This is a genomic window from Streptococcus pseudopneumoniae, from assembly GCF_001072665.1.
GTDB classification, from domain to species: Bacteria; Bacillota; Bacilli; order Lactobacillales; family Streptococcaceae; genus Streptococcus; species Streptococcus pseudopneumoniae_S.
Genome location: NZ_JVJI01000038.1, coordinates 19,233 through 36,888, shown reverse-complemented (window position 1 = coordinate 36,888; position 17,656 = coordinate 19,233). Strand labels below are relative to the sequence as shown.

Annotated in this window: 16 protein-coding genes and 1 riboswitch; of the genes, 10 read left to right on the top strand and 6 right to left on the bottom strand. The window is 42.7% G+C overall.

Annotation, left to right across the window (positions count from 1 at the left end; translation table 11 throughout):
* Positions 1-107 precede the first annotated feature (107 nt).
* The 3 genes from ADH52_RS02960 to rnhC form a co-directional block, all read right to left on the bottom strand.
* A complete protein-coding gene (locus tag ADH52_RS02960; protein WP_049509994.1) occupies positions 108-2,474 on the bottom strand; it encodes an ATP-dependent RecD-like DNA helicase in 2,367 nt (788 codons plus the stop codon).
* Between the two features lie 128 nt (positions 2,475-2,602).
* A complete protein-coding gene (gene lepB, locus ADH52_RS02955; RefSeq protein ID WP_004245100.1) occupies positions 2,603-3,217 on the bottom strand; it encodes a signal peptidase I in 615 nt (204 codons plus the stop codon).
* A gap of 3 nt (positions 3,218-3,220) precedes the next feature.
* A complete protein-coding gene (gene rnhC / locus ADH52_RS02950) occupies positions 3,221-4,102 on the bottom strand; it encodes a ribonuclease HIII (protein ID WP_049509990.1) in 882 nt (293 codons plus the stop codon).
* Between the two features lie 86 nt (positions 4,103-4,188).
* Between rnhC and zapA the strand changes: the two genes are divergently transcribed.
* From zapA to ADH52_RS02915, 7 genes are all read left to right on the top strand, one after another.
* Entirely contained in the window at positions 4,189-4,491 is a 303-nt protein-coding gene (gene zapA / locus ADH52_RS02945) for a cell division protein ZapA (RefSeq protein ID WP_000002019.1), read from the top strand.
* Positions 4,488-5,036: a CvpA family protein gene (locus tag ADH52_RS02940; RefSeq protein WP_000624513.1), complete on the top strand. Its 549-nt coding sequence runs from the start codon at positions 4,488-4,490 to the stop codon at positions 5,034-5,036. Before zapA ends, ADH52_RS02940 begins: the two co-directional genes overlap by 4 nt.
* A 92-nt stretch (positions 5,037-5,128) precedes the next feature.
* On the top strand, positions 5,129-7,465 hold the full coding sequence (locus ADH52_RS02935) for an endonuclease MutS2 (protein ID WP_049509989.1): 2,337 nt from the start codon (positions 5,129-5,131) through the stop codon (positions 7,463-7,465).
* Positions 7,466-7,628: 163 nt separating this feature from the next.
* Positions 7,629-7,717, top strand: a riboswitch (glycine riboswitch).
* A gap of 90 nt (positions 7,718-7,807) precedes the next feature.
* The gene (locus ADH52_RS02930) at positions 7,808-9,130 is read left to right on the top strand and encodes an alanine/glycine:cation symporter family protein (RefSeq protein WP_049509987.1); all 1,323 of its coding nucleotides are present in this window, start codon (positions 7,808-7,810) and stop codon (positions 9,128-9,130) included.
* A 131-nt stretch (positions 9,131-9,261) separates the two neighbouring features.
* Entirely contained in the window at positions 9,262-9,810 is a 549-nt protein-coding gene (locus ADH52_RS02925) for a carboxymuconolactone decarboxylase family protein (RefSeq protein WP_000206768.1), read from the top strand.
* A gap of 14 nt (positions 9,811-9,824) precedes the next feature.
* A complete protein-coding gene (locus ADH52_RS02920; protein ID WP_049509985.1) occupies positions 9,825-10,889 on the top strand; it encodes an acyl-CoA dehydrogenase family protein in 1,065 nt (354 codons plus the stop codon).
* 107 nt (positions 10,890-10,996) lie between these two features.
* Positions 10,997-11,896, top strand: a complete 900-nt coding sequence (locus tag ADH52_RS02915) for a TDT family transporter (RefSeq protein WP_049509983.1) — start codon at positions 10,997-10,999, stop codon at positions 11,894-11,896.
* A 24-nt stretch (positions 11,897-11,920) separates the two neighbouring features.
* Here the strand turns inward: ADH52_RS02915 and serS are convergent, their stop codons facing one another.
* The 3 genes from serS to ADH52_RS02900 form a co-directional block, all read right to left on the bottom strand.
* Positions 11,921-13,195, bottom strand: coding sequence for a serine--tRNA ligase (gene serS, locus ADH52_RS02910; RefSeq protein ID WP_049509981.1), 1,275 nt, complete (start codon positions 13,193-13,195; stop codon positions 11,921-11,923).
* A 213-nt stretch (positions 13,196-13,408) separates the two neighbouring features.
* Positions 13,409-13,780 (bottom strand): DUF956 family protein, encoded by a 372-nt coding sequence (locus tag ADH52_RS02905; RefSeq protein ID WP_000079350.1) that lies wholly within the window; start codon positions 13,778-13,780, stop codon positions 13,409-13,411.
* A 2-nt stretch (positions 13,781-13,782) separates the two neighbouring features.
* Positions 13,783-15,147, bottom strand: coding sequence for an aspartate kinase (locus ADH52_RS02900; protein ID WP_049509980.1), 1,365 nt, complete (start codon positions 15,145-15,147; stop codon positions 13,783-13,785).
* Between the two features lie 213 nt (positions 15,148-15,360).
* Between ADH52_RS02900 and ADH52_RS02895 the strand changes: the two genes are divergently transcribed.
* From ADH52_RS02895 to ADH52_RS02885, 3 genes are all read left to right on the top strand, one after another.
* Positions 15,361-16,146, top strand: coding sequence for an enoyl-CoA hydratase (locus ADH52_RS02895; protein WP_049487027.1), 786 nt, complete (start codon positions 15,361-15,363; stop codon positions 16,144-16,146).
* A gap of 93 nt (positions 16,147-16,239) precedes the next feature.
* A complete protein-coding gene (locus ADH52_RS02890) occupies positions 16,240-16,674 on the top strand; it encodes a MarR family winged helix-turn-helix transcriptional regulator (protein ID WP_000386355.1) in 435 nt (144 codons plus the stop codon).
* Positions 16,674-17,648, top strand: a complete 975-nt coding sequence (locus ADH52_RS02885) for a beta-ketoacyl-ACP synthase III (protein ID WP_049487028.1) — start codon at positions 16,674-16,676, stop codon at positions 17,646-17,648. Before ADH52_RS02890 ends, ADH52_RS02885 begins: the two co-directional genes overlap by 1 nt.
* Positions 17,649-17,656: the final 8 nt, after the last annotated feature.

Below are 17,656 nucleotides of genomic sequence, written 5' to 3'. Positions count from 1 at the left end.
TACCGTACTCAAGTACAGCTTGTGGCTAGCTTCCTAGTTTGCTCTTTGATTTTCATTGAGTATTAATAAACAAAAATCCCACCTGAATTGGTGGGTTTTATTATGCACTATTTTCCAAAAATCTCTTTGAGGTCTGCGTCTGTAATCCCAATCATGGCCGGTATGCTGTCCCAGTTTTCTTCGGTTAGGATGTAGGATTGTTCATAGTTACTTGATGTGGCAGTTTCAGAGACAGCTGGTTGCTTTTCTTCAACATTATCCAATAAATCACTGAAGCGTTCAATCAGATAGGTTTTTCGAGCAGTTCCGATGTGTTGGGTAGCATAGTCGAAGGCTTGTAATTCGCCTAGTAAGATAAGCTTGCTTTTGGCGCGTGTAATGGCTGTATAGATAAGATTGCGCTCCAGCATACGCCTGCTAGCGCTGGTGATAGGTAGGATGACAACAGGAAACTCGCTTCCCTGGGACTTATGGATACTCATGGCATAGGCCAGGCGAATCTTGTACCATTCGTTACGTGGGTAAGAGACTTCGTTGCCGTCAAAATCAATGACAATTTCGTCTTGTTTCGACTCGGTGTATTTACCAGGAATTAGGTCTGTGATGGCTCCTAAATCTCCATTAAAGACATTAATTTCAGCATCATTGACCAGGTGAATGACCTTGTCGCCCTTACGATAATGGCACTGGGGAGCTTCAAAACTAAGTTGGTCTTTTTGTGGTGGGTTAAGGAGGTCTTGCATGAGCTGGTTGATGGCATCAATCCCTGCCGTCCCTCTGTACATGGGAGCCAGAACTTGGATATCACGGGCAGGAATACCACTTCTGAGGGCAGCGCCTAAGATTTTTTCAATCGTAGCTGGAATATGGCCACTAGCAATTTCAAAGTAGGAACGGTCTGCTTTTTTCTGGGTAAAGTCAGCTGGCAAGATGCCCTGTCGAATTTGACTAGCTAGGGTGACGATGGTTGATTCTTCGCTTTGACGGTAAATTTTTTCCAAGCGAGTCTGAGGAATCAAGGGAATATGAAGCAGATCCGCTAGAACCTGTCCAGGACTGACAGACGGCAACTGGTCGCTGTCACCCACGATGAGGATCTTACTGTTAGAAGAGATATTGGAAAAGAGTTGATTGGCCAGCCAAGTATCCACCATAGAAAATTCATCCACGATAATAAAGTCGGAATCCAGATAATCTTCCAGATGACTGGTGTCATCGTCACCTGTCATTCCTAAATGACGGTGTATGGTCGCACTTGGCAAGCCTGTCAATTCATTCATACGGCGAGCTGCTCGGCCAGTTGGAGCGGCAAGAAGAAGCGGCAGATTACTTTTTTTCCTGAGGTCAAGTCCTTCTAAGAGGGTATAAACAGCGATAATCCCATTGATAACAGTTGTCTTACCAGTACCAGGTCCACCTGTTAGGATAAAGACTTTGTTCTGGATAGCGTCACAGATAGCTTGTTTTTGAATGCTATCATACTCAATCTCCAAATCTTCTTCGACAGTAGCGATATGTTTTTGAATGGTTTTTAAATCCTGGCTCTTCTGTTTTCCTTTTTCAAGGATACGAACCAAGTGACTGCGGATGCCTTCCTCGGCGAAAAAGAGGCTGTTGTCAAAAATCTTGGTATCAATCTGCTGAACCTTGTCTTCTTCAATCAGGTAGGAGAGTTCTTGGGCCACTTGGCTGGGATCCAGTTCCACGGGGCGAGAAGATTCAAGGAGAGTAAGGGTTTGTTCTAGCAGATCCCGTGCTTCAACATAGGTGTCCCCTGTTTCCATACAGGCCTGAAAAAGACTATGTACTAGACCGGCGCGGAAGCGTTCAGGAGCCTGACTTTCGATACCTAGTTCTTCCGCTAATTGATCAGCAATGGTAAAGCCCAAACCCTTTATATCCTCGACCAACTGGTAGGGATAATTTTCAACCACATCAAGGGTTTCTTCCTTGTAAAAGTCTTGAATCTGAAAGGCTAGTTTGTTGGGAATGCCGTAGTTGGCAAGTTTGGTCAAAACCATCTCGGTTCCGTAGTTGAGGCGGAGAGTAGAGACGAAGGCCTCGCGATTTTTAGCAGAGAGTCCTGAGATACCTTCTAGCTTTTCTGGGTGTTGCAGAATTTCGTCAATGGTATTGTCGCCATAGGTATCCACAATTTTCTGAGCTGTCTTGAGACCAATTCCCTTGAAATGGCTACTTGAAAAGTACTTGACCAAGCCCTTGCTAGTTGGTTTTGCGCGTTCATATCGGCTGATTTGCAGTTGTTCCCCATACTTGGAGTGCTGGACAATTTGTCCCCAAAAGGTATAGTCTTCTCCCTCAATCACATCAGCCATGGCGCCCGTGACAATGATTTCAAAATCATCAAAATCCTCTGCGTCCGTATCGTCGATTTCTAGGAGGAGGATGCGGTAAAAATTGCTGGGATTTTCAAAAATAATCCGTTCAATGGTTCCTGAAAAATAAAATTCCATAAAATTCCTTTGCATGAATAGGTGAGAGTTGGGGTTGTTTCTATCCTAGTTATACTGGGTAGTGAATAATCATCTTCTCACGATAGAAGAAGAGGCTGAGATTTTTGATTCTCGGCCTCTTCGATTTCTTAAAATGTTCCGATACGGGTGATTGGCCAGAAGCGGAATTTAGCTTCCCCTGTGATATCTTTTGCTTTGAAGGTACCTACGTGGCGGCTGTCGCTCGAAACCAAGCGGTCATCTCCGAGGAGAAGGTATTCTCCTTCTGGGACAGTAAAGCTAAAGTTGGTATTATAGTTGACATCAACTGTGAAGGCTTGGGCTTTTTCAGCGATACTTCTAAAGAAAGTTCCTTTATTTCCCTCAAATCCCTTGCCTGAGTAGGTGCTTTGGAGTTTGTCGTCCTTAAAGCGTTTGATGTAATCAGCTAGGTAAGGTTCATCTGTCTCTTTGTCATTGATGTAAAGTTTATCATTTTCGTAACGGATGGTATCGCCAGGCATTCCGATGACACGTTTGACAATGTCCTTATTTCCATCTTCCTCATGGGCAACCACGATATCAAATCGGTCAATAGGTAGGTGTTTGACAACAAAGAGGATTTCACCATCCGCTAGGGTAGGATCCATGGAATGCCCTTCTACGCGAACATTGCTCCAAAAAAAGATACGACTTAAAGCTAGTAATGACAGAATTAGGAGGAACAATCCCCACTCTTTTAAGAAATTTTTAAATGAATTCATAACTTACCTTTCTAAGCGTTTTTTCGCTTTTTCAGTATTTTTAAAGTGTAGTTTGGCGCAGAAGTTGAGTCCCTGCATTCCATAGGCCTGTAAAATCTGGCTAGCCACCTTATCAGAAGCCGTTCCAGCTCCACTTGGAAGTTGATAGCCCAGTTCTCGTCCCAGATTTTCAAGATTTTCCAGAAAGAGGTCACGCGCAATGATAGAAGAAACTGCGACAGCCAAGTATTTGCCCTCAGCCTTTTCTTCTAAGCTGATAGGCTTGCTGAAACGATTGGCCTCTTGTGCCAAGTACTTGTCATAATTTTTAGCACTGGTAAAGGCATCAATCACAATTTTCTCAGGCTGAATGCCTTTTTGAAGAAGGAGATAGATAGCCTGGTTATGGAGGGCTACCTTAACCGAAACAGCGTTGTAGCGGTCTCCGATGACCTCGTTGTACTTGCTTGGTGAGAGAAGCAGTGCCTGGTGCTGGATTTTTTCTTTGAGGATAGGGGCAATCTGACGGATCTTTTGGTCGGTCAGTGTCTTGGAATCCCCCACACCTAGTTTTCGCAAGAAGTCATGCTGGTCAGGTGTGACAAAGGAAGCCACAACTGCAAGTCCACCAAAGTAGGAACCATTTCCCACCTCATCTGTCCCAATCAAAGGGAAATTTTGTCCCCTGTTTTCCTCTACAACTTGATAGCCAAAGAAACTAGCATATTTCTCAGCTCCTTCACCCTGAAGCAAGACCTTTCCAGAAGTATAGATAGAAACCGTTGCTTGAGGTAGTCGTAAAAAGTAGCGAATATAGGGATTCTTGCTGGGAGCCAGACTGGTTTGATAGTGTTCAAGAAAAGCCTGAATCTCCTTTTCGCTTGGTGTGAGTGTTATACTTGCCATAGTTTCTATTGTACCACAAAAGCAGGCAAATTTGTAAAAACTGACAAAATTAGCGAATTTTGGTATAATATCGTGAGGTGAATTTTATGGCAAATCTAAATCGATTCAAATTTACATTCGGGAAAAAATCATTAACCTTGACGAGCGAACATGATAACCTTTTTATGGAGGAAATCGCCAAGGTTGCGACAGAAAAATACCAAGCAATTAAAGAACAAATGCCTAGTGCAGATGATGAAACAATCGCTCTTTTGTTGGCAGTCAACTGTTTATCGACTCAACTCAGCCGTGAGATTGAATTTGATGATAAGGAGCAAGAATTAGAAGAATTGCGCCACAAGCTTGTGACTTGCAAGCAAGAACAGAGTAAGATTGAGGATTCCTTATGATTTCACTCCTTCTTCTATTGGTCTTGGCTTGGGGATTTTATATCGGCTATCGTAGAGGCCTGCTCTTACAGGTGTATTACCTGATTTCAGCCATGGCATCGGCTTTTGTGGCTGGCCAGTTTTATAAGGGGCTTGGAGAGCAATTTCATTTGCTGCTCCCTTATGCAAATCCACAGGAAGGTCAGGGAACTTTCTTTTTCCCATCGGATCAACTCTTTCAGTTGGATAAGGTCTTTTACGCAGGGATCGGCTACTTGCTTGTATTTGGGATTGTCTATAGCATTGGTCGTTTGCTTGGTCTCCTCTTACACTTGATTCCTAGTAAAAAACTGGGTGGTAAGTTGTTCCAAGTTTCAGCAGGGATCTTGTCCATGTTGGTGACCTTATTTGTCTTGCAAATGGCCTTGACCATCTTGGCGACCATCCCCATGGCAGCTATACAAAATCCTCTTGAAAAGAGTATCGTCGCAAAACACATCATCCAGAGCATACCGGTAACAACCAGTTGGCTCAAACAAATCTGGGTGACAAATTTAATCGGATAAAAAGGGCAGGAAATTTCCTAGCCCTTTGTTTACAGATTTGACTGAATGTAAAAAGCTGCCACACCTAGACATTCAAAGATAAGGAAATAACGATGAACAAGAAAATATTAGAAACATTAGAGTTCAATAAGGTCAAGGCCTTGTTTGAACCTCATTTGTTGACAGAGCAGGGCTTGGAGCAACTGAGACAGCTGGCTCCAACTGCCAAAGCAGATAAAATCAAACAGGCTTTTGCTGAGATGAAGGAAATGCAGGCTCTTTTTGTTGAGCAACCGCATTTTACTATTCTTGCAACCAAGGAAATCGCAGGAGTCTGCAAGCGATTGGAGATGGGGGCGGACCTCAATATCGAGGAGTTCCTCCTCTTGAAGCGCGTGCTTCTGTCTAGCCGAGAACTGCAAAGTTTTTACGCCAATCTGGAAAATGTCAGCTTGGAAGAATTAGCCCTTTGGTTTGAGAAATTACATGATTTTCCGCAATTACAAGGAAATTTACAAGCCTTTAATGATGCAGGTTTCATTGAAAATTTTGCCAGTGAAGAATTGGCGCGAATCCGTCGAAAAATCCATGATAGCGAGAGTCAGGTCCGCGATGTTTTACAGGACCTGCTCAAGCAAAAAGCGCAGATGTTGACGGAAGGGATTGTTGCCAGCAGAAATGGCCGTCAGGTTTTACCAGTCAAAAATACCTACCGCAATAAGATTGCAGGTGTTGTTCATGATATTTCTGCCAGCGGAAACACCGTCTATATCGAACCCCGTGAGGTGGTCAAACTGAGCGAAGAAATTGCCAGTTTACGAGCAGATGAGCGCTATGAAATGCTTCGCATTCTCCAAGAAATTTCTGAGCGTGTCCGCCCTCATGCGGCTGAGATTGCCAATGATGCTTGGATTGTCGGCCATCTGGACTTGATTCGTGCCAAGGTCCGCTTTATCCAAGAAAGGCAAGCAGTCGTACCTCAGCTGTCAGAAAATCAAGAGATTCAACTGCTCCATGTCTGCCATCCTTTGGTCAAAAATGCCGTTGCAAATGATGTCCATTTTGGTCAAGATTTAACAGCCATTGTCATTACAGGTCCCAATACAGGTGGGAAGACCATCATGCTTAAAACTCTGGGATTGACGCAGGTTATGGCTCAGTCTGGTTTGCCGATTTTAGCAGATAAGGGAAGTCGTGTGGGTATTTTTGAAGAAATCTTTGCCGATATTGGCGATGAGCAATCTATTGAACAGAGCTTGTCTACCTTCTCTAGCCACATGACCAATATTGTGGATATTCTTGGCAAGGTTAACCAACATTCACTTTTACTCTTGGATGAGTTGGGAGCTGGTACAGACCCTCAAGAAGGAGCTGCTCTTGCCATGGCTATTCTGGAAGACCTTCGCCTGCGTCAAGTCAAGACAATGGCGACCACCCACTATCCAGAACTCAAGGCCTATGGTATCGAGACAGCCTTTGTGCAAAATGCCAGCATGGAGTTTGATACTGCGACTCTACGCCCGACCTATCGCTTTATGCAGGGTGTGCCTGGTCGAAGCAATGCTTTTGAAATTGCTAAACGTTTAGGATTATCTGAAGTTATCGTAGGAGATGCCAGTCAGCAGGTCAATCAGGACAATGATGTCAACCGAATCATTGAACAACTGGAAGAGCAGACGCTAGAAAGTCGCAAACGCTTGGACAATATCCGTGAGGTGGAGCAAGAAAATCTCAAGATGAACCGTGCTCTCAAAAAGCTCTACAATGAGCTTAATCGTGAAAAGGAAACAGAGCTTAACAAGGCGCGTGAACAGGCTGCTGAGATTGTGGACATGGCCCTAAGTGAAAGTGACCAGATTCTCAAAAATCTCCACAGCAAATCCCAACTCAAGCCCCACGAAATCATTGAAGCTAAGGCCAAGCTGAAAAAATTAGCTCCTGAAAAAGTAGATTTGTCTAAAAATAAGGTTCTTCAAAAGGCCAAGAAAAAACGAGCTCCAAAGGTGGGAGATGATATCGTGGTTCTCAGTTATGGCCAGCGAGGTACCTTGACCAGTCAACTCAAGGACGGCCGCTGGGAAGCCCAAGTCGGCTTGATTAAGATGACTTTAGAAGAGAAAGAATTTGACCTTGTTCAAGCTCAGCAAGAAAAGCAAGTCAAGAAAAAACAAGTCAATATCGTGAAACGAACTTCTGGTCGTGGTCCACAAGCTAGACTGGACCTTCGAGGCAAACGTTATGAAGAGGCCATGAATGAGCTAGATGCCTTTATCGACCAAGCCTTGCTTAACAATATGGCACAAGTTGATATCATCCATGGTATCGGAACAGGTGTCATCCGTGAAGGTGTCACCAAATACCTACAAAGAAACAAGCATGTCAAGAGTTTCGGCTATGCCCCACAAAATGCTGGAGGCAGTGGTGCGACTATTGTGACCTTTAAAGGATAGCAGTATTCTGGACTTTATAAAGTAAAAACTGTTGAACTAATTTTTACTAATAAACACATTGACAAAAGCCAACATTTTTTGTAAAATAAGAATCAATTAAATACCAACACCGAATGAAGTTTAATAGAAGTGGGGAATCGTTTGATTTTCCATGACTGTAAATGGACGGAACTCTGGAGAGACCGTAAAGGCACCGAAGGGGCAAGGCAGGCAACTGCTCAAACTCTCAGGTAAAAGGACAGAGCTAGGATAGACCGCTTTTTGGCATTTATCTAAGCATTCCAGAGTACATGTATCTTGCATGTGCTCTTTCTTTTGGGGTTGAAAAGATAGGAGAAGGAAATGTTAGAATTGCTTAAATCAATCGATGCTTTTGCTTGGGGCCCACCCCTCTTGATTCTCTTGGTCGGAACAGGGATTTATCTAACTGCCCGTCTAGGTCTCTTGCAGGTTTTGCGTTTGCCCAAGGCCTTCCAGCTTATTTTTACCAAGGATAAGGGGCATGGAGATGTATCCAGCTTTGCGGCCTTGTGTACAGCCCTAGCAGCGACAGTTGGTACGGGAAATATTATCGGAGTCGCGACGGCTATCAAGGTCGGTGGCCCAGGAGCCCTCTTTTGGATGTGGATGGCTGCTTTCTTTGGGATGGCTACCAAGTATGCAGAAGGACTCTTGGCTATCAAATACCGTACCAAGGATGATCATGGTGCAGTAGCGGGAGGTCCCATGCACTACATCCTTTTGGGTATGGGTGAAAAATGGCGTCCCCTTGCCATCTTCTTTGCCCTAGCAGGTGTTCTAGTAGCTTTGTTGGGGATCGGGACCTTTACCCAAGTCAACTCGATTACAGAATCTATCCAGAATACAACGACTATTTCGCCAGCCATCACAGCTCTTGTTTTGTCTGTCTTTGTAGCAATTGCAGTCTTTGGCGGGCTCAAGTCCATTTCCAAGGTTTCAACTACTGTTGTTCCTTTTATGGCTATCATTTATATTTTGGGAACTCTTACAGTTATTTTCTTTAATATCGAGAAAATCCCTGCTACAATCGCTTTAATCTTGACATCCGCTTTTAGTCCAGTTGCTGCGGTAGGTGGTTTTGCTGGTGCCAGCATTCGAATGGCTATTCAAAATGGTGTGGCGCGTGGTGTCTTCTCAAACGAATCTGGTCTGGGTTCTGCTCCCATTGCAGCTGCTGCGGCTAAGACAAATGAACCGGTAGAGCAAGGTTTGATTTCCATGACAGGAACTTTTATTGATACTCTCATTATCTGTACGCTGACTGGATTGACCATCTTGGTAACTGGTGTTTGGAGTGGTGATTTGAATGGGGTTGCCTTGACTCAGTCAGCCTTCTCAACAGTCTTTTCACACTTTGGACCTACCCTTTTGACCATCTTCCTTGTACTCTTTGCCTTTACGACGATTCTAGGTTGGAACTACTATGGAGAACGCTGTTTCGAGTTTCTCTTTGGGGTTCGCTTTATCTGGCTTTACCGTGTGGTCTTTGTGCTCATGGTCTTGTTGGGAGGATTTATCGAGTTAGATATGGTTTGGATTATCGCAGATATCGTTAACGCCTTGATGGCTTTGCCAAACTTGATTGCCCTCTTGGTCTTGTCGCCAGTCGTCATTTCTGAGACTAAAAAGTATTTTGATAAATAATGAAATCACACATTACGTGTGATTTTTTGCTTTCATAAAGAATTTTTATCAGTGCAATTTAAAATATATATTATGCAAGGTATAGAATCTGTGATAGACTAGGTTTCAACAAAATGAAAAGAGGTTTTATGATGACAACATTTACAATTCATACAGTAGAATCAGCACCAGCAGAAGTGAAAGAAGTTCTTGAAACAGTAGAAAAAGATAACAATGGCTATATTCCTAACCTAATCGGTCTCTTGGCTAATGCACCGACTGCTTTAGAGGCTTACCGTACTGTCGGAGCTATCAATCGTCGCAACAGCCTGACACCCGTTGAGCGTGAAGTGGTGCAAATCACGGCAGCTGTGACCAATGGTTGTGCCTTCTGCGTCGCAGGTCACACAGCCTTTTCAATCAAACAAATCCAGATGAATGATGACCTTCTTCAAGCCCTTCGCAATCGTACTCCAATTGAAACAGATCCTAAATTGGACACCCTAGCTAAATTTACCTTGGCAGTTATCAATACCAAGGGTCGTGTAGGGGATGAAGCCTTGGCTGAGTTTTTAGAAGCTGGCTACACCCAACAAAATGCCTTGGATGTGGTTCTTGGTGTCAGCCTAGCAAGCCTCTGTAACTATGCCAATAATCTAGCTAATACCCCAATTAACCCAGAATTGCAACCTTATGCCTAGAAGGAGGAAAGACTATGGGATTTTTTTCAGAAGAATTTTTGAGCTGGTTAGACCAGCATGCTGATGAAATCGACAAGCAGTCTTGTCAAGCTGGAGAACAGTTGATTGAGAAAATTGCAGCAGAGGGAGCCTTTCGTGTGGGGATTCCTGCATCTCTTGGAGGTTCAGGAGGAAGTGATCAAGATGTCATTGATATCCTTGCAGAGCTTGCACAACATTCCTTAACAGCCTCTTTTATTTCATGGGGACAACGCACTTTAATTGATAATATTCTCCATACAGATAACTCCTATTTTAAGGAAACCTATCTGGAAAAACTCTTGTCTGGAGAATATGCAGGTGCTACTGCCTTGTCCAATGCTGTCAAATATCTATCTGACCTAGAGGAACTGAATGTTCGCGTTCTTGAAGAAAATGGACAATTGTATCTAAAAGGAAGACTGCCATGGGTAACTAATGCTCGAAGAAATCGATTTTTAACTATTTTTGTGACAGGTTTTACAGATGATCCAAGTACAAGTTATGTGGTGGCTGTACCATCAGATGCAGAGAATTTTAGTCGTTCTGAAGACTTAGAATTTGTTTCTCTTCAAGGAGGAAACACGGCTGTTCTGACTTTTAATAAGGTCCTTTTGAAAGAGGAATGGATTTTATCAAAAGATGCTCACCAATTTTTGGCACAAAATCGTCCAGCTTTTTTAGGCTACCAATTTGGTCTAGCTTTTGGTTTAGCTGAACGTTCTCTATCAGAAGTAGAAAAAGACTTGGTGAAACGCAGTGTATTAACAGATGAGTGGAAGCATCAGATCGAACAGTTAGATGCTATTCGTCGAGAGCTTTATCAAGGTTTGTCTGACAGGTCTTATTTTGTTGCCAATCCGCGTGAACTATTTCAGTTAAGAATAAGCATTGTGGATGTTGTTGCTCAGAGTCTTCTATTAGAGTTACAAGCAGGTGGAGGTAGAGGCTACTTTAGTAAATCAACATCTGGATTTATTCGTCGTTGGAATGAAGGAGCCTTTCTTCCAATTGTTTCTCCAAGTGCTGTTCAATTGCGTCATATCTTAGCAACGAGTTAAAAAATAGTGGAATAAAAACGAAGCTTGAATTTTCAACTTCGTTTTTTATCCCCTCATTTAAGCGCTTTTATGCTATACTGAAACTAACATGATTATTGGAGGTTAGGATGAAAAAACTCCCCTTGGTATTTTCTGGTTGTTTGCTAGGTTTGGCAGGAGCTGGAAATCTTATTTTAGATACGTTGCCGGTTCTGTCCCATCTGTTGAGTCTAGCAGGTTTGATTTTGTGGATTTACTTTCTGCTTTTGCATCTCTTTAATTGGAAGGAAACCAAGCAAGAATTGACCAAGCCTCCTCTTTTGTCAGGGATGGCCACTTTTCCTATGGCTGGGATGATTTTATCTACCTATGTTTTTCGCGTCTTTCCTCATCTTCCTTTGGTAGCGCAAGGGCTCTGGTGGTTTTCATTTCTCTTGGATGTGGCTCTGATTGCTGGCTTCACTATCAAATTTGCCTATCCGGGGCGGAGGGTTCATGCGACTCCAAGCTGGACGGTTCTCTATGTGGGGATAGCAGTAGCAGCCTTGACCTATCCTCTTGTAGGCATCATCGAAATTGCCTATGCGACCTTGAGTTTTGGATTTCTCTTGACCTTCTATCTCTACCCACTTATTTATAGCGATTTAAAGAAACATCCACTCCCACAAGCTATGCTTGGACAAGAAGGGATCTACTGTGCTCCTTTTTCTCTACTCTTGGCTTCTCTAGTCCGAGTTGGAGGCGCCAGCCTACCAACTTGGGTCTTAATCGTCATGATTTTGGCTTCTCAATCCTTCTTTTTCTTTGTTTTGACTCGTCTGCCCAATATTTTAAAACAAGGTTTTCAACCAGCTTTCTCAGCCCTCACTTTCCCAACCATTATCACAGCTACTTCGCTCAAGATGGCTCAGGGAATCTTGAAACTTCCATTTCTGGATTATCTGGTCTTGGCTGAAACTATTATATGCCTAACTATTTTACTCTTTGTTTTAGGTACTTATCTGATTTGGTTACGAAAAAAGGTCTAGCTAGAAATAGCTAAACCTTATTTTTTATGGTTTGATAATTTCAGCTCCACCCATATATGGACGAAGAACTTCTGGGATGGTCACAGAACCATCTTCATTTTGGTAGTTTTCAAGAATAGCAGCCACTGTACGTCCAACTGCAAGTCCAGAACCGTTCAAGGTATGGAGGAGTTTCACCTTGCCGTCTGCTTCATCACGGTAACGGATTTGGGCACGACGGGCTTGGAAATCTTCTGTGTTTGAACAGCTTGAGATTTCACGGTAGGTATTTTGCGCTGGAATCCAAACTTCCAAGTCGTAAGTCTTAGCAGCTGAGAAGCCCATATCTCCAGTAGAGAGAGCAACGACACGGTATGGAAGGTTGAGTTTTTGAAGGATATTTTCAGCGTTGGCTGTCATTTTTTCCAATTCTTCATAAGATTCTTCTGGTTTGGCAAATTTGACCATTTCAACCTTGTGGAATTGGTGCAAACGAATCAAGCCACGAGTATCACGACCAGCTGAACCAGCCTCAGAACGGAATGAAGGACTCATAGCAGTGAAGTAGATTGGCAGGTCTTTACCGTCCAGGATTTCATCACGGTAGTAGTTTGTCAGAGGAACTTCGGCTGTAGGAATAAGAACATAATTGCTGTCGCTCAATTCAAAAGTATCTTCCTTGAATTTTGGATATTGACCAGTCCCAAACATAGAATCATGGTTAACCATGTAAGGTGTGATGACTTCTGTATAGCCTTCTTTTCCATGTTCATCCAACATAAAGTTGTAGATGGCACGTTCCAAACGAGCGCCGAGACCTTTATAGAAGAGGAAGCGAGCTCCTGTTACCTTACCCCCACGTTCCCAGTCAAGGATGCCAAGGTCTTCACCCAGATCCCAGTGAGCTTTTGGCTCGAAATCGAACTCGCGTGGAGTACCCCAACGGCGAACTTCCACGTTGTCATCTTCATCAGCTCCAACAGGAACGCTGTCAGCTGGGATGTTTGGAAGAGTAGTAGTAAATTCTGTCAATTTAGCATCGATTTCTGCCAATTCAGCATCCAAGGCTTTAACCTCAGCAGATAGATTCTGCATGGCAGCAATCTTGTCATCTGCATTTTCCTTGTTGCGCTTAGCTTGGGCAATCTCAGCTGAAACTGTGTTACGTTCAGCCTTGAGAGTTTCAACCTTGACTAAAATATCACGACGTTTAGCATCGATTTCTTTCATCTCGTTTAAGACAGCAGCATCTACACCACGTGTAGCCAATTTTCCTGCGACAGAATCAAAGTCTGTACGAATACGTTTGATATCTAACATAAGAACTCCTTTATGAAAAAAGCACACCTGACAAAGCGTTGGAGTGGCAGGGCCACGGTTCCATCCAACTTCACAGGTGTGCACTTGATTGTGTATGTAATTGTTACTAACGGTAGAATTTCACCTATCCCTCCTATCTGCTCGCAGCACCCGCAGACTTTCTGAAAGAAGAAGATAACCTACTTATCCGTTGCTATGATTATACTAAAGTTTCTACTTTTTTGCAAATAGATTTTTAAATTTTTGGCTAATTGTCTGAATCAGGGTCGGAAGTTTGACGACCTTGTCATTGCCCAGTTTTTCGCGAGCAATTTTAAGAATGGCACCTGAGTCTTTTGAAGCAAAGAGGAATTTTCCTCTGTCTGTAAAGACTTCGAAGTGGCGACTGATTTTTCGCCCAGTGACATTGGCCCCAATCTGGTTGATATGGCTCCAAGGAATCTGGATAAATTGTTCGACATTGACATCTGGGTAAAATTCCAGAGCCTGATCTCCGACAAGAAATTTCCCAACTTTCCCAGCTATAGAGAGGTAGGAGGTACCTGTTGTATTGAGAAGCACTGTTTTGTTAAGAGATTGGGCCATGGTTAGTCTTCCTTACTTTCACCGAAAAAGGCATTGTAGAGGGCTTTGATTGCTGCTTTCTCTTGGTCTTTATTGACAACGAACATAATAGAAACTTCACTAGAACCTTGCGACATCATCTGGATGTTGATCTTGTTTTCAGATAGAGCGCGTGTCGCAGTAGCAGTTACTCCGATATGGCTCTTCATCTTTTCACCAACAATCATAATGATAGAAAGGTCGTGTTCGATTTCTGCATGGTCTACTTCAGCCTTTTGAACCAACTGACGAAGGATTTCTTCTTCCTTGATAGGAGTTAGTTCGCGAGAACGGAGGATGATTGAAAGATCGTCGATACCTGTTGGCATATGTTCCCAACCGATGTTAAGATCTTCAAGGATTTGCAGAACCTTGCGTCCAAATCCCACCTCACGGTTCATGAGGTATTTAGACATGTTGATGCTGACAAAGCCAGAATCACCAGCAATTCCCACAACTGGGAATTCATCACTACTATGTTTTAGAACGATACGAGTACCTGGATGGTCAGGGTTGTTGGTATTCTTGATAACGAGAGGGATTTTTCCACGGTAGGCAGGAAGAAGGGCTTCGTCATGAAGGACTGAGAATCCTGCATAGGCCAACTCACGCATTTCACGATAGGTCAACTCAGGGATAGAGTGTGGTTGGTGGATAATACCAGGATGGGCTGCAAAGATACCATCAACGTCCGTAAAGTTTTCATAGAGGTCGGCCTTAACACCTGCAGCAATGATAGAACCTGTAATGTCTGATCCTCCACGTGAGAAGGTACAGATTTGATTTTCCTTGGTAACTCCAAAGAAACCAGGAATGACAAGAACTTCATTTGTATTTGTCAATTCCTCAATCTTGTCATAACTTGATGGAATGATGCGAGCGTGACCAGGTTCACTTGTGACCACAATACCAGCTTCTCTAGGGTGAACATAGCGTGCATCGATACCGTTTTGGTTAAAATAGGCAGCAATCAATTTAGCATTGTTATTTTCACCAGCTGCTAGGAAAGTATCGTAGAGAAATTCATTTTCATCAATAGGAAGAGTGGCCAAGGCGCGAATGCTTTTAGAGATTTTTTCTAAAACAGCAGGTTTTAGTCCTAGTTCACTAACCATAGCAGCATAGCGTTCAATAATCCAGTTCTGACTTTTGCTAATATCGTTACCAGCAACATAGTCGCGGTAGTATTTAATCAAGGCATCCGTAACCTTAGTATCTTCAGCATTGCGTTTACCGGGCGCAGAAACGACCACAAAACGACGCTCTGAATCACTTTTGACAATGTTTAAAACTTTTTCTAACTGACTAGCAGAGGCAAGAGAACTACCTCCAAATTTAACAACCTTCATAAGGACTCCTAAAGTAAGTATTTTATACGATTATAGCAGAAAGAAAGCCTTTTTTCAAATGAAGAAAATAATCCATTTTACAGGGAAAGATAAGGAATCTAAAATCGGCTGAGACACTTATTACATTCTTATTCTTGCTTTTTTAGAATAAAAAAGATATACTTTGATAATAAAATAACTTAACTTGCTTATAAAAATAAAAAAGGAGTCCAGATGGAACATATTATTTATCAGATTGAAGAGGATTTGGCAATTATTACTTTAAACCGTCCTGATGTCGCTAATGGTTTCCATATTCCTATGTGTGAGGAGATTTTAGAAGCCTTGACTATGGCGGAAGAGGATTCAGCTGTGCATTTTATCTTGATCAATGCGAATGGCAAAGTCTTTTCAGTTGGGGGAGATTTAGTAGAGATGAAGCGGGCGGTGGATGAGGATGATATTCCATCATTGACAAAAATCGCAGAATTGGTCAATACTATTTCTTATAAAATCAAGCAAATTGCTAAACCTGTCTTGATGGAGGTTGATGGGGCTGTTGCAGGTGCCGCAGCAAATATGGCTGTTGCTGCAGATTTCTGTCTGGCAACGGATAAGGCTAAATTTATCCAAGCCTTTGTTGGAGTTGGCTTGGCTCCGGATGCAGGAGGAATTCATCTCTTGAGTCGAAGTATTGGTGTGACGCGTGCTGCTCAATTAGCCATGACAGGTGAGGCTTTGTCCGCAGAAAAAGCTCTGGAGTGGGGTCTTGTTTATCGGGTCTCTGAAGCTGATAAACTTGAAAAGACGAGAGAACAGCTTCTTAAAAAATTGAGACGCGGGTCAGCTAATTCCTATGCTGCCATCAAGAAGTTGGTTTGGGAGAGTCAATTTAAAGACTGGCAAGATTATGCTGCTTTAGAACTGAACCTACAGGAATCACTAGCGAAAACAGAGGATTTCAAAGAAGGAGTTCGGGCTCATTCGGAAAGAAGACGACCTAAATTTACAGGAAAATAAAAAAATACTTGCACCATTCTTTGAACTTTGATATAATTCTTTTGTCAAATGTTTTGATTCTAAAAGTTTTTTTGAAAAGGAGGGAAGGAAAGATTGGACTACCAACGAATTAATGAATACTTAACGTCTATATTTAACAATGTCCTCGTTATTGAGGAAGTTAGCTTGAGGGGTAGTCGTTTCAAGGATATCTCCATCAAAGAAATGCATACGATTGATGTGATTGGAAAAGTTCCAGATGTGACACCAAGTCAAGTGTCAAAAGAGTTGATGGTGACTCTTGGGACAGTTACGACTAGTTTGAATAATCTCGAACGTAAGGGTTACATTGAACGCATTCGTTCAGAACATGATCGACGTGTGGTACATCTGCATTTGACAAAGAAAGGTCGCTTGGTTCATAGGCTACATAAACGCTTCCACAAGGCCATGGTTGAAAAAATCATTGATGGTATGAGTAAGCAAGAAATTGAGGTTATGAGCAAAGGTTTGACTAATCTTTATCAATTTTTGGAGGATTTGAGATAATGGCTTTTGCAAAAATAAGCCAGGTTGCTCATTATGTGCCAGAGCAAGTGGTTACAAATCATGATTTGGCTCAGATTATGGATACCAATGATGAGTGGATTTCAAGTCGGACGGGAATACGACAAAGGCATATTTCAAGAACAGAATCTACTAGTGATTTGGCTACAGAGGTTGCTCAGAAACTGATGGCAAAAGCTGAAATCACAGGAGAAGAGCTGGATTTTATCATTCTAGCTACTATTACTCCAGATTCTATGATGCCCTCTACAGCTGCTCGTGTCCAAGCCAATATTGGTGCTAATAAGGCCTTTGCTTTTGACCTAACAGCAGCTTGCAGTGGATTTGTATTTGCCTTATCAACTGCTGAAAAGTTTATCGCTTCTGGTCGCTTTCAAAAAGGCTTGGTGATTGGTAGTGAAACCCTCTCTAAAGCAGTCGATTGGTCAGACCGATCAACAGCTGTTTTGTTTGGAGATGGTGCTGGTGGTGTCTTGTTAGAAGCTAGCGAGCAAGAGCATTTCTTAGTAGAGAGTCTCAATAGTGATGGGAGTCGTAGCGAGTGTCTAACTTATGGACATTCAGGCTTGCATTCTCCGTTTTCAGATCAAGAAAGTGCAGATTCATTTTTGAAGATGGATGGGCGTGCAGTCTTTGATTTTGCTATTCGGGACGTAGCCAAGTCTATCAAGCAGACTATTGATGAATCTCCTATAGAGGCGACAGACTTGGATTATCTGCTACTTCATCAGGCTAATGACCGTATTTTGGATAAGATGGCTAGAAAAATCGGTGTTAACCGAGATAAAATTCCAGCCAATATGATGGAATATGGCAATACCAGTGCAGCCAGTATCCCGATTTTACTTTCAGAGTGTGTAGAACAAGGCCTCATCCGTCTAGATGGTAGTCAGACTGTTCTGCTATCAGGCTTCGGTGGAGGTTTGACATGGGGCACGCTCATTCTTACAATTTAGGTAATCAT

Excerpts from the sequence above, each read along its gene's own strand:
- serS (WP_049509981.1), bottom strand. The coding sequence starts at position 13,195 with ATGTTAGATATCAAACGTATTCGTACAGACTTTGATTCTGTCGCAGGA.
- ADH52_RS02900 (WP_049509980.1), bottom strand. The coding sequence starts at position 15,147 with ATGAAGGTTGTTAAATTTGGAGGTAGTTCTCTTGCCTCTGCTAGTCAG.
- zapA (WP_000002019.1), top strand. The coding sequence starts at position 4,189 with ATGGCAAATCTAAATCGATTCAAATTTACATTCGGGAAAAAATCATTA.
- ADH52_RS02905 (WP_000079350.1), bottom strand. The coding sequence starts at position 13,780 with ATGGCCCAATCTCTTAACAAAACAGTGCTTCTCAATACAACAGGTACC.
- ADH52_RS02940 (WP_000624513.1), top strand. The coding sequence starts at position 4,488 with ATGATTTCACTCCTTCTTCTATTGGTCTTGGCTTGGGGATTTTATATC.
- ADH52_RS02885 (WP_049487028.1), top strand. The coding sequence starts at position 16,674 with ATGGCTTTTGCAAAAATAAGCCAGGTTGCTCATTATGTGCCAGAGCAA.
- rnhC (WP_049509990.1), bottom strand. The coding sequence starts at position 4,102 with ATGGCAAGTATAACACTCACACCAAGCGAAAAGGAGATTCAGGCTTTT.
- ADH52_RS02895 (WP_049487027.1), top strand. The coding sequence starts at position 15,361 with ATGGAACATATTATTTATCAGATTGAAGAGGATTTGGCAATTATTACT.
- ADH52_RS02930 (WP_049509987.1), top strand. The coding sequence starts at position 7,808 with ATGTTAGAATTGCTTAAATCAATCGATGCTTTTGCTTGGGGCCCACCC.
- ADH52_RS02960 (WP_049509994.1), bottom strand. The coding sequence starts at position 2,474 with ATGGAATTTTATTTTTCAGGAACCATTGAACGGATTATTTTTGAAAAT.
- ADH52_RS02915 (WP_049509983.1), top strand. The coding sequence starts at position 10,997 with ATGAAAAAACTCCCCTTGGTATTTTCTGGTTGTTTGCTAGGTTTGGCA.
- ADH52_RS02920 (WP_049509985.1), top strand. The coding sequence starts at position 9,825 with ATGGGATTTTTTTCAGAAGAATTTTTGAGCTGGTTAGACCAGCATGCT.
- ADH52_RS02935 (WP_049509989.1), top strand. The coding sequence starts at position 5,129 with ATGAACAAGAAAATATTAGAAACATTAGAGTTCAATAAGGTCAAGGCC.
- lepB (WP_004245100.1), bottom strand. The coding sequence starts at position 3,217 with ATGAATTCATTTAAAAATTTCTTAAAAGAGTGGGGATTGTTCCTCCTA.
- ADH52_RS02925 (WP_000206768.1), top strand. The coding sequence starts at position 9,262 with ATGACAACATTTACAATTCATACAGTAGAATCAGCACCAGCAGAAGTG.